Below are 14,027 nucleotides of genomic sequence, written 5' to 3'. Positions count from 1 at the left end.
GTGACTTATGACAGGCAAATTCGCAGTCATTGTTATATTGATTGCGCTTGGGTATTTACTCAAACGTATCAATATTTTAAAAGAAGAAGATAACCAAGTACTGGCTAAATTAGTGCTGAATGTGACGTTACCTGCATTAGTCATCGTCAATTTAAACAAAGCTGAACTGGATATTTCACTATCTGTATTACCGGTTATGATGGTCATTTACGGTATTATTGCGAAAGTTATCGCTATCAGCTTTTTCTTAAAATATGACAATGAGATGCGAGGTACCATCGGCATGATGATGGCATCACTGAATATCGGCTTATTTGCTTATCCGCTGGTACAAGCGATTTGGCCGAAAGTCGGCATGATTTATTTCGGTATGGCAGATATCGGCGGTGCGATTGTCATGTTCGGTATCACTTATTTTATAGGCAATTATTTCAGCAGCAGCGGAAATAATACTTTTAATCTTAGATTCCTTATATTGAATTTATTACGTTCTATTCCATTGATGACTTATTTGATGATGTTTGGTTTAAATATGAGTAACCTGCATTTACCAGATCCTGTTATCAATTTCTTAGATGTATTGGCACAAGCGAATATGCCGTTATCTATGATTCTCTTAGGTTTAATGTTGAACTTTAGAGTAGAACGTCGTTATTTACCGATTGCCTTGAAATATTTGGCCATTCATTATGGCTTTGGACTCATAGCGGGCTTACTCGTTTATTTCTTTTTACCAGTCTCTGACCAAATGATAAAAACGACTTTAATGGTCATTTGGTTGTTGCCAATCGGCGTTGCGGTCATACCTTACTCCATTCAATTCCAATACCGTACATTGCCTTTGATTGGCATGACCACCAACATGACGATTGTGATCAGTATCGTCATACTCTATTACTTCCAAATGTTTTTCGTATAATAAAAAAGGGATTGTCAACCATTACTTAAGTGGCTGACAATCCCTTTAAAATTTCTATTATTTTCTTCAATATTTTATTAGAAAGTCATTATGCTTTTAATCCGCCGAGAATGAAAGCTGCGACCACAATTAATACAATCCCTGCAGTAATTCCAAGCATTTGACGTTTATCTTTACGTTCTTTCAGTATAAAGATACCGCCGAGTGTTGAAACGATTACTAGTAATTGTGAGAATGAGAAACTTGTTGCGACGCCGACTTTAGGTTGTGAGTAGAACAAGAATAAGTTACCAATGGCCCAAATCACACCTGGTAACAGGTTACGTAACGTATAGCGTGTAGACGTTTGGTGTTTCGCTGATAATAAGAAACCACCGATTGCCATACCAATTGATTGGAAGAATAAGGCATCTAAGCCATTAACGCTAAAGATTTGCGCCACAACCACATATACGACATAGCCGACTGTTGAAATTAATAAAATCACAATTGCTTTACCTAATTTAGATTGGCCTTCGCTCGATTCATTTTTACCTTTAAGTGAAGTCAATGCGATACCGCCCACTAATAAAATCATCGCTAATAGACCTAAAACGACTTGTGTTCCTGTACTCCATTCTCCTAAGAATATTGCGCTGAATAATGTAGTACCAACCAGCTGCATTCCTGTAGAAATCGGCATAGTTTTAGAAACACCGATTAAATCAACAGAGCGTAGTTGGTAACCTTGACCTAATGCCCAGAATGCACCAGAGATCAAACCGACAATTATGACTTTAGGTTCAAAACTAGAATGTCCTGTTAATAAGAGAACAATACCTACAATCAATGCGCCGAGTGTCGTGCCTCGGATTTGATTGTAAGGTCCGCCTCCAACAAGAACGTTAATTAAAACAACACTACCCCAAAAGAGGGCAGGCAGTAATGCGATAAGTAAATCCATCTTCTATCTTTTCCTTTCTATATTTAAACTTACCCCTTAATAAAATAAGAATAAAACAAAGACAAATAAATGGAAAATAAAACGTTTGCTATGAAGGTTAACCTCATAACAAACGCTTATATTATTTGATATATTTGAATTTTTTACGTTCTGAACGAATGTCGAAACCGAGTTCACTGAAGCGGTCTACTAATTGATCATTTTTACTACGTATTTTGAAATAGACTTTATTAATATCATCATATTTAAAAGCAAAGTTAATCGCATGACTTAATAAATTAAAAGCAATTCCTTCATAACGATAATCCGTATGAGATGAGAAATATTTAATTTCTGCTTTATTTTTATCAGGTTTGACTTGCAGATATAAGTAACCTTTTAAAATACCTTCGCTGACAAAAAAGAATAAATGATTGTTCTCATCTAGTGTATTGACAATTTCAGAAGCAGTCATTGCTTCACGACGGAAGTTTTTCTGATGTAAGCGATCGAAATGTGCGAAAAAAGCTTTGTGATATGGAATGATTTGACGTTCAGCCGCAGGACTTGTTTCAATTGTGTGATCAGTTGAAAGATAATAGTCAGTGAACGTATAGTGTGCATCAATGGATTTCATCAATGAACTTTTATAGTCGTCTGTAATATCAAATGAAAAATTGAAATGAGATTGATCAGGTTGATCTGCAATTAAAGTTTCAAAAAGGCTTTTAAAAGCTTGTGCATGTAATTGATCATTTGAATTGATGAACGGTCCAACCATTTTAAAATGGTTAGTATCATAGGAGAATCCACCCATCAGCATACGGACTTTGTCACTTTCGTCAATGAGCGCATAGACGCCTGTGTCTTGTTTTAAAGCCTCAATACTTTGTGTCAGTGAAACGTTTTTTTCGTGAAGCTTATAAATATAGGAACAATAGGATGTATCGGCTTGGTGAATAAAACTTTGGATGTCTTGAACAGCTTCAATTTTAACGGCTTTCATAAGAACCTCCTTGGTTGTTATATAAAGAACACCTTTTTATTTATTATACTTTGTTTTGTGTTGAGATAAAAGCAAAGGTACGAGAAACAAGCACAATAAATCATGTTACAATAGAAATACGATTTTGAGAAAGGAAAATGAAGATGAAATCATTAATTCTAGCAGAGAAACCTTCTGTGGCCCGTGATATTGCGAATGCATTGAATGTACATCAAAAGCGCAATGGCTATTTTGAAAACAATCAATATATTGTGACATGGGCTTTAGGTCATCTGGTAACGAATGCAACTCCAGAACAATATGATTCGAAGTTTAAAACATGGGATTTGCAAGAACTGCCAATTATCCCAAAATATATGAAAACAGTCGTTATTCCAAAAACAAAGAAACAATTCAATACAGTCAAATCATTGATGTTAAAAGATGTAGTTAAAGAAATTATCATTGCGACTGATGCTGGAAGAGAAGGGGAGCTCGTTGCACGTTTGATTTTAGATAAGGTGCATAATAAGAAACCGATTAAACGTTTATGGATCAGTTCGATTACAGCCAAAGCGATTCGTAACGGGTTCAAACATTTAAAAGATGGTAAAGCATACTTGCCATTATATCGTGCAGCATTAGCACGTAGTGAGGCAGACTGGATTGTTGGGATTAATGCGACGCGCGCATTAACAACGAAGTATGATGCTCAGTTATCATTAGGTCGTGTTCAAACACCGACGATTCAACTTGTTCAAATGCGCCAAGATGAAATCAGACATTTTAGACCATCTAAATATTATACGTTAGAAGCACAAGTGGATGGACAAATCTTTAAGTTGATTTCAAAACAACGTATCTATGACAAACAAGTATTAACAGATATGGTTCAACAATTAGAACAACAAACGGGCATTGTTGAATCAGTAACATCAAAACGAAAGAAACAATATCCTGCGAAGTTGTTCAGTTTAACTGATTTACAACAAGAAGCTTATCAACGTTATCGTATGGGTGCGAAAGAAACACTGAATACACTTCAAAACTTATATGAACGTCATAAGTTGGTTACGTATCCAAGAACAGATTCGAACTATTTAACGGATGATATGGTAGAAACATTTAAAGAACGTTTACAAGCATTGCTTGCGACTGAGTATAAAGAAGCGGTGCGTCCATTAGTCAATAAACAGTTCAGTGCTAAAATGGGTATCGTAAATAATCAGAAGGTATCAGATCATCATGCAATTATTCCAACAGAAATTCGTCCTAACATGAATGATTTGAGCCAACGTGAACAAAAGGTCTATTTAATGATTGCAGAACGATTTATAGAGAACTTGTTGCCGCCGTATGAGTATGAAGCGGTCAAAGTTATCTTGAAGGTCGGTAAGCAGACCTTTGAATTGCAAGATAAAGTAACCTTACAACTTGGTTTCAAACAATTACGCAATGAATCAACCACACAATCAGAACCGATACAATTTAAACAAGGTGCAACTTATAAAGTCCAACGTTTCCATATTCAAGAACATGAAACAACACCGCCGCCATACTTTAACGAGGGAACATTGTTAAAAGCAATGGAAAGTCCTCAAAAGTTCTTTGAACTCAAAAATAAAAAACATTCACAAACTCTGAAACAAACAGGCGGTATTGGTACGGTAGCAACACGTGCAGATATAATCGAAAAGCTGTTTAATATGAATGCGATTGAAGCAAGAGATGGTCATATTAAAGTTACGTCTAAAGGACGCCAAATTTTAGAACTCGCACCACAATCACTTACTTCACCATTGCTTACAGCAGAATGGGAAGAAAAATTAACGCAAATTGAACAAGGCAAATATGATGCACGTCAGTTCATAAAAGAGATGAAACATTTTACTGAAACTATTGTGAATGAAATCAAAAACAGTGAACAGAAATATAAACATGATAACTTGACCACTACAGAATGTCCGACATGCGGTAAATTCATGATTAAAGTCAAAACAAAAAATGGTCAAATGCTTGTATGCCAAGACCCAGCATGTAAGACAAAGAAAAATGTACAACGTAAAACGAATGCACGTTGTCCAAACTGTCATAAGAAAATGACATTATTCGGTAAAGGTAAAAAAGCGACATATCGTTGTGTTTGCGGTCACTCTGAAACACAAGAACAAATGGATCAAAGACATAAGAATAAAGGTAAAGGCAAAGTATCTAAACGTGAGATGAAGAAATATATGGGTAAAGAAGAAATGAACAATAATCCATTCCAAGATGCTTTGAAGAATTTGAAACTTTAATTAGAAGACACACTCATTAACGAATTTTAACGAACAATATTTAAAAATATAGTGTTGAAATCGTTCGAAAATGAGTGTGTTTTTCAAATTTCTATTAAAATTGTTTGGTTTTTTCTTAAATCTTCATTGTATTTTCTTTGAATAGGGATTAGAATATTAAGGTATTTCATTTAAGGAGACTTTAAAGTGAAAAAATATTTCCAATTTGATAAGTATCAAACGAATTATCGTCGTGAGATTTTAGGCGGTTTAACAACTTTCTTATCTATGGCTTACATATTAGCTGTTAACCCGCAGATTTTAAGTTTAGCAGGTGTAAAAGGTATCCCAGATGATATGAAGATGGATCAGGGCGCAGTATTTGTTGCGACAGCCTTAGCTGCATTTGTGGGTTCATTATTTATGGGACTCATTGCTAGATATCCAATCGCATTAGCACCAGGTATGGGACTGAATGCATTCTTCGCATTTACTGTTGTGTTAACAATGGGGATTCCATGGCAAATCGGTTTAACAGGTGTGTTATGTTCAGGTATCTTCTTTGCGATATTAACCGTAACAGGACTCCGGGAGACCATTATTAACGCCATACCGTATGAGATGAAAATGGCTGTAACAGCGGGTATCGGTTTGTTTATTACCTTTGTTGGTTTACAAGGTGCAGGTATTATTGTGAATAATGATTCTACGCTTGTAACTTTAGGCCATATTACAGACGGTAAAGTATTATTAGCAGTATTTGGTATCATCGTAACGGTTGTACTTTATGCTAAAAAAGTACCGGGTGCTATCTTTATCGGTATGATTTTAACGTCAGCCGGCGGATTATTAACTGGTTTAATTCAAATGCCACATGCAGTAGTAGGAAAGATTCCAAGTATTGCGCCAACATTCGGTGCAGCATTTGAAGCATTTAAAGACCCAGGTCAATTATTTACAGTACAATTTTTAATTGTTATTTTAACGTTCTTGTTCATTGATTTCTTTGATACAGCAGGAACATTAGTGGCAGTGGCTTCACAAGCAGGTATGATGAAAGATAATAAATTACCTCGTGCAGGTCGTGCGTTATTCTCAGATTCTATCGCTACAATCGTAGGTTCTATTTTCGGTACAACAACAACGACTTCATACATTGAATCAACATCGGGTGTTGCTGTAGGTGCAAGAACTGGTTTTGCGAGTATTGTAACAGGTGTCTGTTTCTTATTAGCATTATTCTTCAGTCCATTAATGGCTGTTGTTACGAGTGCAGTCACAGCTCCAGCATTAATTGTAGTAGGGGTATTAATGGCAGGAAACTTATCACAAATTGATTGGAAGAAATTTGAATTGGCTGTTCCAGCGTTCATTACAATTATTATGATGCCACTATCTTATTCAATTGCGACAGGTATCGCATGTGGTTTCATCTTCTATCCAATTACAATGTTAGTGACGAAACGTCATAAAGAAGTACATCCAATTATGTATGTATTAATGGTGTTATTCATTTTATACTTCGTATTCGTACACGGTTAAAACAAACGATTAAGCAAGCTCATGAGATATGGGCTTGTTTTTTTATATATCAAAAAAAGACACTTGCACAATTCGCAAGTGTCTTACTGCAAGAGATAATATTAACCTTTACCACCCATGAACGCAGGGTAATTCGTCATACCGCCATCAACATAAATTGTTGTGCCGTGAATATAACTTGCTGCATCAGATGCTAAGAATAAAGCAACGTTAGCCACTTGCTCTGTTTCGCCAATTTCTCTTGCAGGAATCATTTTAAGAGTTTCTTCACGTGTTTCAGGATCAGAGAATTTCTCTTTCGTATGCTCTGTAACGACTGCACCTGGTGAAATGTTATTAATGCGGATACCGTATTGTGCATATTCCATAGACATTGTTTCCATCATACTTTTTAGGCCAGCTTTACTTGCTGAATAATTTACATAGTAAGGCCATGGAATGATGTCATGCACACTCGCTGTATTAATGATTACTCCTTTTTTATCTTCTTTAAGGAAGTATTTAACAGCTTCTCTTGAACCGATGAATGCACCTGTTAAGTTAACATCAAGTGCTTTTTGGAACTCTTCAACAGACATTTCATGTGAAGCAACAGGATTTTCAAATCCAGCGTTATTAATCATAATGTCTAAAGTGCCAAAATGTTTGATGGCTTGTTCTACAAGGTTGATGATATCTTCTTCGTTTGTAACATCACCTTGAACAGGTAAAGCTTGTCCACCGTGATCTTCGATTTCTTTTTTGAGTTTTTCTAACTCAGGTTCGTGTTTAGAAGAACGGTAATTTAAAACAACTTTCGCTTTCGCTTTACCAAACGCTTCAGCGTAAGCTTTACCAATTCCGCTGCCACTACCTGTGACAATAACTACTTTATTTTCTAAATCTTGATACATATCTCTATCTCCTTTTATCTATATCATGCTTTATTTCTATTCAATATAGTTAAAAAGCAATATGTTTCATCGTTATTATGAACTCTATCAATATACCCGCTTCTAAAAATTAATAATCCAAACACCTTTAACTTCTAAAATAAATATAAATAGAAGCGTTTACATTACAATAGGAAGAAACTCATAAAATCACTTGTAAATATAAAAAGATACCGACAGATCTGCCGGTATTTATCTATAACTTATTTAATTCGACGTCCATGCTCATCATAAACAGCTCTCGCATTTCGATTTGGCATATAAATAGGAGTGCTCATGACAATAAACAAGAAGAATAACATTAAGAAGAATAAAATCCAATGTACAATCATTCCGACAAAAGGAACAATTGCGATAAACGAACCAGCGATTCCTAATAAAGGAATAATGACCATAGGACGAATTGTACTTTGGCTGTCAGCTAATAATGCGATAACGAGTAATAAATAGAAGAAAGCATTAATGATTAATGGCTGCCAACCAAATGAAACGATGATAGAACCTCCTAAGAAAGGAATACCATATAAAAGTTCAGAGAGCAGCAAGATAATGCTTATAATGATTAATGCGATTCTTGTACTATGTTTCACTTTTAATCACCACCATTCATTTACTATTATATAGGATGTGAGTCGATTGAAAAAATATGAAGACTTAGAGAAAAAAATCTTTATACGGGTTGAAGTGTGCAATCATTTGCAGTAAAATATACTGGTATGTGTTAGAGAAAAAGTCTAACATAAAAAAAGTTACATGAAATGGTTGCAACTAAGCGCTGATTCGTGTAACATATCTAATGTTGGACTTTGAATACGCGATGAAGCGAAAGGTTACTGACACACCCGGCCGCTTTGCCATGGCGTTGTGTGAGATAGTTTTCGTGGAGAAGTCTATCACTAAATGTAGACGATATAAGGAGGGAAAATTATGGCAAAACAAAAAATCAGAATCAGATTAAAAGCTTATGATCACAGAGTAATTGATCAATCAGCTGAGAAAATTGTTGAAACAGCAAAACGTTCTGGTGCAGAAGTTTCTGGACCAATTCCATTACCAACTGAAAAATCAATTTACACTATCATCCGTGCGGTGCATAAGTACAAAGATTCTCGTGAGCAATTCGAACAACGTACTCATAAACGTTTAATCGACATTGTTAACCCTACACCAAAAACTGTTGATGCTCTTATGGGCTTAAACTTACCATCAGGTGTAGACATCGAAATTAAATTATAATAGAAAATCATAGGAGGTGGACTTTCGATGACCAAAGGAATCTTAGGAAGAAAAATCGGGATGACACAAGTATTCGGTGAAAACGGAGACTTAATCCCAGTAACTGTAGTAGAAGCAGGACAAAACGTAGTATTACAAAAGAAAACTGAAGAGGTAGACGGTTACAACGCTATCCAAGTAGGTTTTGAAGACAAACAAGCATACAAAAAAGACAGCAAGTCAAATAAATATGCTAATAAACCAGCTGAAGGTCACGCTAAAAAAGCTGACACAGCTCCTAAGCGCTTCATTCGTGAATTCAGAAACATCAATGTTGATGAATACGAAGTAGGTCAAGAAGTCTCAGTTGATACATTTGAAGCTGGGGACATCATTGACGTAACTGGAGTATCTAAAGGTAAAGGTTTCCAAGGTAATATTAAACGTCATGGCCACGGTCGTGGACCAATGTCTCACGGTTCTCATTTCCACAGAGCGCCAGGTTCTGTAGGTATGGCATCTGACGCATCTAAAGTATTTAAAGGTCACAAAATGCCAGGTCGTATGGGTGGCAACACAGTGACAGTACAAAACTTAGAAGTTGTACAAATCGATACAGAAAACAACGTTATCTTAGTTAAAGGTAATGTGCCTGGTCCTAAAAAAGGATTAGTAGAAATCAAAACTTCAATTAAAAAGGTAACAAATAATTAATTAACGAAAGGAGGAAAATGCATAATGGCAAATTATGATGTATTAAAAGTAGACGGATCAAAAGCAGGTTCAGTTGAATTAAGCGATGCTGTATTCGCAATTGAACCAAACAAAGATGTTCTTTTCGAAGCAATTAATTTACAACGTGCTTCATTACGCCAAGGTACGCATTCGGTTAAAAACCGTTCAGCAGTACGCGGCGGTGGACGTAAACCATGGAGACAAAAAGGTACAGGACGTGCGCGTCAAGGTACTATCCGTGCTCCACAATGGCGTGGTGGCGGTATCGTATTCGGACCGACTCCAAGAAGCTATGCATACAAAATGCCTAAGAAAATGCGTCGTTTAGCATTACGTTCTGCATTATCTTTCAAAGTACAAGAAAATGAATTCAAAATTATTGATGCTTTCGGTTTAGAAGCACCAAAAACTAAAGAATTCACTAAGGTATTATCAAACTTAGAATTACCTAAAAAAGTTTTAGTAGTTACTGAATCAGAAGATGTAAATGTTGAATTATCAGCACGTAACATTCCTGGTGTTCAAATCACTACTGTAACTGGTTTAAACGTATTAGACATCACTAGCGCTGACAGTGTATTAATTACAGAAGCAGCTGCTAAAAAAGTTGAGGAGGTGCTCGGATAATGGAAGCAAGAGACGTTCTTAAGCGCCCCGTAATCACAGAAAAATCTTCAGAAGCAATGGCTGAAGACAAATACACTTTTGATGTAGATACACGTGCGAATAAAACACAAGTTAAAATTGCAGTTGAAGAAATTTTCGATGTTAAAGTAGACAAAGTAAATATCGTCAACTACAAAGCTAAGAAAAAACGTATGGGCCGTTACCAAGGCTATACAAACAGAAGACGCAAAGCGATCGTTACACTTAAAGAAGGATCAATCGATCTATTCAACTAAAAAATAAAATTACCAATAAGGAGGTAAGCGACAATGGCTCTTAAACATTATAAGCCGATTACAAATGGTCGTCGTAATATGACTTCATTGGATTTCGCTGAAATCACAAAAACGACTCCAGAAAAGTCATTATTACAACCGCTACCGAAAAAAGCGGGACGCAACAACCAAGGTAAAATGACAGTACGCCATCATGGTGGCGGACACAAACGTCAATACCGTGTTATTGATTTCAAACGTAACAAAGATGGAATCCCAGCAAAAGTTGATTCTATCCAATACGATCCAAACCGTTCAGCTAACATTGCATTGTTAGTATATGCAGATGGTGAAAAACGTTACATCATCGCTCCAAAAGGTTTGGTTGTAGGACAAACAGTAGAAAATGGTGAAGAAGCTGACATTAAAGTAGGTAACGCATTACCATTAGCTAACATTCCAGTAGGTACTGTAGTTCACAATATCGAATTAAAACCTGGCCGTGGCGGACAAATCGCTCGTTCAGCAGGTGCAAGTGCTCAAGTACTTGGTAAAGAAGGTAAATACGTATTAGTAAGACTTCGCTCAGGTGAGGTTCGTATGATTCTTTCAACTTGCCGTGCAACTGTAGGTCAAGTTGGTAACTTACAACATGAACTTGTTAACGTTGGTAAAGCCGGACGTTCTCGTTGGAAAGGTATCCGTCCAACAGTTCGTGGTTCTGTAATGAACCCTAACGATCACCCACACGGTGGTGGTGAAGGTCGTGCTCCAATCGGTATGCCATCACCAATGTCACCATGGGGTAAACCAACTCTTGGTAAGAAAACTCGTCGCGGTAAAAAATCATCAGATAAACTTATCGTACGTAGACGTAAAAGAAAATAATAACAACTTATTTGGGTGTGCGGCGTAATCGCTGCACGCACATAATAAGAAGGGAGGCGCCATAATGGCTCGTAGTATTAAAAAAGGACCTTTCGTCGATGACCACTTGATGAAAAAAGTGGAAGCGCAAGAAGGTAATCAGAAAAAAACTGTGATTAAAACTTGGTCACGTCGTTCAACTATTTTCCCTAACTTCATCGGTATTACTTTTGCAGTATACGATGGACGTAAACATGTACCTGTTTATGTAACTGAAGATATGGTTGGTCACAAATTAGGTGAATTTGCTCCAACTCGTACATTCAAAGGACATGCTGCAGACGACAAAAAAACAAGAAGATAAATACTTTCTATTAAGTAGAGGAGGAAGACCAAATGGAAGCAAAAGCGGTTGCTAGAACTATCAGAATCGCACCTCGTAAAGTCAGATTAGTTTTAGACTTAATCAGAGGCAAAAACGTTGGTGAAGCTGTTGCTATTTTAAAATTAACTAACAAAGCATCATCACCAGTTGTTGAAAAATTATTAATGTCCGCTTTAGCTAATGCAGAGCACAACTATGACATGAATACAGATGAATTAGTTGTTAAAGAAGCATATGCTAACGAAGGACCAACTTTAAAACGTTTCCGTCCACGTGCTCAAGGACGCGCAAGTGCAATTAACAAACGTACAAGCCACATTACAATTGTCGTAAGTGACGGCAAAGAAGAAGCTAAAGAAGCTTAATAAACTATCTAAGGAGGGAATACTGTGGGTCAAAAAATTAATCCAATCGGACTTCGTGTTGGTGTTATCCGTGATTGGGACGCTAAATGGTATGCTGAAAAAGATTTCGCTACTTTATTACATGAAGATTTAAAAATCCGTAAGTTCATCGATAACGAATTAAAAGAAGCATCAGTTTCTCACGTAGAAATCGAACGTGCTGCTAACCGTATCAATATTGCAATCCACACTGGTAAACCAGGTATGGTAATTGGTAAAGGCGGTTCAGAAATTGAAAAACTTCGTAACAAATTAAATAACTTAACTAACAAACGTGTACACATTAACGTGATCGAAATCAAAAAAGTTGATTTAGATGCTCGTTTAGTTGCTGAGAACATCGCTCGTCAATTAGAAAACCGTGCATCATTCCGTCGTGTACAAAAACAAGCTATTCAAAGAGCTATGAAACTAGGAGCTTTAGGTGTTAAAACTCAAGTTTCAGGTCGTTTAGGCGGAGCTGACATCGCTCGTGCTGAACAATATTCAGAAGGAACTGTTCCACTTCACACATTACGTGCTGACATTGACTACGCACATGCTGAAGCTGATACAACATACGGTAAACTTGGAGTTAAAGTATGGATCTATCGTGGAGAAGTTCTTCCTACTAAGAACAATAGTGAAGGAGGAAAATAATAATGTTGCTACCAAAACGCGTTAAATATCGTCGTCAACATCGTCCAAACACAAAAGGACGTTCTAAAGGCGGTAACTTTGTAACATTTGGTGAGTATGGATTACAAGCTACTACAACTTCTTGGATCACATCTCGTCAAATCGAATCTGCTCGTATTGCGATGACTCGTTATATGAAACGTGGCGGGAAAGTTTGGATTAAAATCTTCCCTCATACACCATATACTAAAAAACCTTTAGAAGTACGTATGGGTGCTGGTAAAGGTGCAGTAGAAGGCTGGATCGCAGTAGTTAAACCAGGTAGAATCTTATTTGAAGTTGCAGGCGTGTCAGAAGAAGTTGCACGCGAAGCATTACGTTTAGCAAGTCACAAACTTCCAGTTAAATCTAAGTTTGTAAAACGTGAAGAATTGGGTGGTGAATCAAATGAAAGCTAAGGAAATTAGAGACTTAACCACTTCAGAAATCGAAGAGCAAATCAAATCTTCAAAAGAAGAACTTTTTAACCTACGCTTTCAGTTAGCTACAGGACAATTAGAGGAAACTGCACGTATTCGTACAGTAAGAAAAACGATTGCACGTCTAAAAACTGTTGCTCGTGAAAGAGAAATTGAACAAAGTAAGGCTAATCAATAATAATTGAAAGAGGAGGTTACAAAAGTGAGCGAAAGAAATGATCGTAAAGTTTATGTAGGTAGAGTCGTATCAGACAAAATGGATAAAACTGTAACTGTACTTGTAGAGACTTACAAAACTCATAAATTATATGGTAAACGAGTAAAATATTCTAAAAAATATAAAACTCATGATGAAAACAATTCAGCTAAATTAGGAGACATCGTTAAGATTCAAGAAACTCGCCCTTTATCAGCAACAAAACGTTTTCGTTTAGTAGAAATTGTTGAAGAATCAGTTATTATTTAATCATTTAAAGATAAGGGAGGTTTAATTCATGATCCAACAAGAAACACGCTTGAAAGTAGCTGACAACTCAGGTGCTCGTGAAGTTCTAACAATCAAAGTATTAGGCGGATCTGGTCGTAAAACAGCGAACATCGGCGACGTAATTGTGTGTACTGTTAAAAATGCTACACCAGGAGGCGTTGTTAAAAAAGGTGAAGTTGTTAAAGCTGTTGTAGTACGTACTAAATCAGGAGTACGTCGTAAAGACGGTTCTTACATCAAATTTGATGAAAATGCATGTGTAGTTATTCGTGACGACAAGAGTCCACGCGGTACTCGTATCTTCGGACCAGTAGCTCGTGAATTACGTGACAGCAACTACATGAAAATTATTTCATTAGCACCAGAAGTACTATAATTTT

At 36.5% G+C, this 14,027-nt stretch carries 19 protein-coding genes; 15 read left to right on the top strand and 4 right to left on the bottom strand.

Going from position 1 to position 14,027, the window contains the following annotated elements:
* Positions 1–7: 7 nt before the first annotated feature.
* On the top strand, positions 8–919 hold the full coding sequence (locus HMPREF3031_RS07660) for an AEC family transporter (RefSeq protein ID WP_002479579.1): 912 nt from the start codon (positions 8–10) through the stop codon (positions 917–919).
* Positions 920–1,007: 88 nt separating this feature from the next.
* Here HMPREF3031_RS07660 and HMPREF3031_RS07655 read toward each other — a convergent pair whose 3' ends face one another.
* Both HMPREF3031_RS07655 and HMPREF3031_RS07650 read right to left on the bottom strand, forming a co-directional pair.
* Entirely contained in the window at positions 1,008–1,862 is an 855-nt protein-coding gene (locus tag HMPREF3031_RS07655; RefSeq protein WP_002479578.1) for a GRP family sugar transporter, read from the bottom strand.
* Positions 1,863–1,983: 121 nt separating this feature from the next.
* Positions 1,984–2,847, bottom strand: a complete 864-nt coding sequence (locus tag HMPREF3031_RS07650) for a GNAT family N-acetyltransferase (protein ID WP_002479577.1) — start codon at positions 2,845–2,847, stop codon at positions 1,984–1,986.
* A 143-nt stretch (positions 2,848–2,990) separates the two neighbouring features.
* Here HMPREF3031_RS07650 and HMPREF3031_RS07645 point away from each other — a divergent pair, with 143 nt between their 5' ends.
* Together HMPREF3031_RS07645 and HMPREF3031_RS07640 are read left to right on the top strand one after the other, a co-directional pair.
* The gene (locus tag HMPREF3031_RS07645; protein ID WP_002479576.1) at positions 2,991–5,123 is read left to right on the top strand and encodes a DNA topoisomerase III; all 2,133 of its coding nucleotides are present in this window, start codon (positions 2,991–2,993) and stop codon (positions 5,121–5,123) included.
* 186 nt (positions 5,124–5,309) lie between these two features.
* Positions 5,310–6,644 (top strand): NCS2 family permease, encoded by a 1,335-nt coding sequence (locus tag HMPREF3031_RS07640; protein ID WP_002479575.1) that lies wholly within the window; start codon positions 5,310–5,312, stop codon positions 6,642–6,644.
* 101 nt (positions 6,645–6,745) lie between these two features.
* On the opposite strand, the gene HMPREF3031_RS07635 is transcribed toward HMPREF3031_RS07640, so the two are convergent.
* The gene (locus HMPREF3031_RS07635) at positions 6,746–7,537 is read right to left on the bottom strand and encodes a glucose 1-dehydrogenase (RefSeq protein ID WP_002479574.1); all 792 of its coding nucleotides are present in this window, start codon (positions 7,535–7,537) and stop codon (positions 6,746–6,748) included.
* A gap of 242 nt (positions 7,538–7,779) precedes the next feature.
* Entirely contained in the window at positions 7,780–8,166 is a 387-nt protein-coding gene (locus tag HMPREF3031_RS07630; RefSeq protein ID WP_002479573.1) for a hypothetical protein, read from the bottom strand.
* Positions 8,167–8,503: 337 nt separating this feature from the next.
* Between HMPREF3031_RS07630 and rpsJ the strand changes: the two genes are divergently transcribed.
* The 12 genes from rpsJ to rplN all read left to right on the top strand — a co-directional run bounded on the left by rpsJ (position 8,504) and on the right by rplN (position 14,023).
* Positions 8,504–8,812, top strand: coding sequence for a 30S ribosomal protein S10 (rpsJ, locus tag HMPREF3031_RS07625; RefSeq protein ID WP_002479572.1), 309 nt, complete (start codon positions 8,504–8,506; stop codon positions 8,810–8,812).
* A 27-nt stretch (positions 8,813–8,839) separates the two neighbouring features.
* Complete coding sequence (rplC, locus tag HMPREF3031_RS07620; protein WP_002479571.1) at positions 8,840–9,505, top strand: 50S ribosomal protein L3; 666 nt, start codon at positions 8,840–8,842, stop codon at positions 9,503–9,505.
* Between the two features lie 24 nt (positions 9,506–9,529).
* The gene (rplD, locus tag HMPREF3031_RS07615) at positions 9,530–10,153 is read left to right on the top strand and encodes a 50S ribosomal protein L4 (protein ID WP_002479570.1); all 624 of its coding nucleotides are present in this window, start codon (positions 9,530–9,532) and stop codon (positions 10,151–10,153) included.
* The gene (gene rplW, locus HMPREF3031_RS07610) at positions 10,153–10,428 is read left to right on the top strand and encodes a 50S ribosomal protein L23 (RefSeq protein ID WP_002479569.1); all 276 of its coding nucleotides are present in this window, start codon (positions 10,153–10,155) and stop codon (positions 10,426–10,428) included. Before rplD ends, rplW begins: the two co-directional genes overlap by 1 nt.
* A 33-nt stretch (positions 10,429–10,461) precedes the next feature.
* Complete coding sequence (gene rplB, locus HMPREF3031_RS07605; protein WP_002479568.1) at positions 10,462–11,295, top strand: 50S ribosomal protein L2; 834 nt, start codon at positions 10,462–10,464, stop codon at positions 11,293–11,295.
* 64 nt (positions 11,296–11,359) lie between these two features.
* Positions 11,360–11,638, top strand: coding sequence for a 30S ribosomal protein S19 (rpsS, locus tag HMPREF3031_RS07600; protein WP_002479567.1), 279 nt, complete (start codon positions 11,360–11,362; stop codon positions 11,636–11,638).
* A 32-nt stretch (positions 11,639–11,670) separates the two neighbouring features.
* On the top strand, positions 11,671–12,024 hold the full coding sequence (gene rplV, locus HMPREF3031_RS07595; protein WP_002479566.1) for a 50S ribosomal protein L22: 354 nt from the start codon (positions 11,671–11,673) through the stop codon (positions 12,022–12,024).
* A 24-nt stretch (positions 12,025–12,048) separates the two neighbouring features.
* A complete protein-coding gene (gene rpsC / locus HMPREF3031_RS07590; RefSeq protein ID WP_002479565.1) occupies positions 12,049–12,702 on the top strand; it encodes a 30S ribosomal protein S3 in 654 nt (217 codons plus the stop codon).
* 2 nt (positions 12,703–12,704) lie between these two features.
* Positions 12,705–13,139, top strand: coding sequence for a 50S ribosomal protein L16 (gene rplP, locus HMPREF3031_RS07585; RefSeq protein ID WP_002479564.1), 435 nt, complete (start codon positions 12,705–12,707; stop codon positions 13,137–13,139).
* A complete protein-coding gene (rpmC, locus tag HMPREF3031_RS07580) occupies positions 13,129–13,338 on the top strand; it encodes a 50S ribosomal protein L29 (RefSeq protein ID WP_000644737.1) in 210 nt (69 codons plus the stop codon). The genes rplP and rpmC overlap by 11 nt, the downstream gene beginning before the upstream one ends.
* A gap of 24 nt (positions 13,339–13,362) precedes the next feature.
* Positions 13,363–13,626, top strand: a complete 264-nt coding sequence (gene rpsQ / locus HMPREF3031_RS07575) for a 30S ribosomal protein S17 (protein WP_001829723.1) — start codon at positions 13,363–13,365, stop codon at positions 13,624–13,626.
* Positions 13,627–13,654: 28 nt separating this feature from the next.
* Entirely contained in the window at positions 13,655–14,023 is a 369-nt protein-coding gene (rplN, locus tag HMPREF3031_RS07570) for a 50S ribosomal protein L14 (protein WP_002479563.1), read from the top strand.
* The last annotated feature ends 4 nt before the right edge of the window (positions 14,024–14,027 follow it).

The sequence above is a fragment of the Staphylococcus sp. HMSC072B07 genome (assembly GCF_001815505.1).
In the GTDB taxonomy this organism is placed as follows: domain Bacteria; phylum Bacillota; class Bacilli; order Staphylococcales; family Staphylococcaceae; genus Staphylococcus; species Staphylococcus simulans.
The sequence above is the reverse complement of the archived record's forward strand: the minus strand, read 5'-3'. Positions and strand labels throughout refer to the sequence as shown.

Excerpts from the sequence above, each read along its gene's own strand:
- HMPREF3031_RS07660 (WP_002479579.1), top strand. The coding sequence starts at position 8 with ATGACAGGCAAATTCGCAGTCATTGTTATATTGATTGCGCTTGGGTAT.
- HMPREF3031_RS07655 (WP_002479578.1), bottom strand. The coding sequence starts at position 1,862 with ATGGATTTACTTATCGCATTACTGCCTGCCCTCTTTTGGGGTAGTGTT.
- HMPREF3031_RS07650 (WP_002479577.1), bottom strand. The coding sequence starts at position 2,847 with ATGAAAGCCGTTAAAATTGAAGCTGTTCAAGACATCCAAAGTTTTATT.
- HMPREF3031_RS07645 (WP_002479576.1), top strand. The coding sequence starts at position 2,991 with ATGAAATCATTAATTCTAGCAGAGAAACCTTCTGTGGCCCGTGATATT.
- HMPREF3031_RS07635 (WP_002479574.1), bottom strand. The coding sequence starts at position 7,537 with ATGTATCAAGATTTAGAAAATAAAGTAGTTATTGTCACAGGTAGTGGC.
- rpsJ (WP_002479572.1), top strand. The coding sequence starts at position 8,504 with ATGGCAAAACAAAAAATCAGAATCAGATTAAAAGCTTATGATCACAGA.
- rplC (WP_002479571.1), top strand. The coding sequence starts at position 8,840 with ATGACCAAAGGAATCTTAGGAAGAAAAATCGGGATGACACAAGTATTC.
- rplD (WP_002479570.1), top strand. The coding sequence starts at position 9,530 with ATGGCAAATTATGATGTATTAAAAGTAGACGGATCAAAAGCAGGTTCA.
- rplW (WP_002479569.1), top strand. The coding sequence starts at position 10,153 with ATGGAAGCAAGAGACGTTCTTAAGCGCCCCGTAATCACAGAAAAATCT.
- rplB (WP_002479568.1), top strand. The coding sequence starts at position 10,462 with ATGGCTCTTAAACATTATAAGCCGATTACAAATGGTCGTCGTAATATG.
- rpsS (WP_002479567.1), top strand. The coding sequence starts at position 11,360 with ATGGCTCGTAGTATTAAAAAAGGACCTTTCGTCGATGACCACTTGATG.
- rplV (WP_002479566.1), top strand. The coding sequence starts at position 11,671 with ATGGAAGCAAAAGCGGTTGCTAGAACTATCAGAATCGCACCTCGTAAA.
- rplP (WP_002479564.1), top strand. The coding sequence starts at position 12,705 with ATGTTGCTACCAAAACGCGTTAAATATCGTCGTCAACATCGTCCAAAC.
- rpmC (WP_000644737.1), top strand. The coding sequence starts at position 13,129 with ATGAAAGCTAAGGAAATTAGAGACTTAACCACTTCAGAAATCGAAGAG.
- rplN (WP_002479563.1), top strand. The coding sequence starts at position 13,655 with ATGATCCAACAAGAAACACGCTTGAAAGTAGCTGACAACTCAGGTGCT.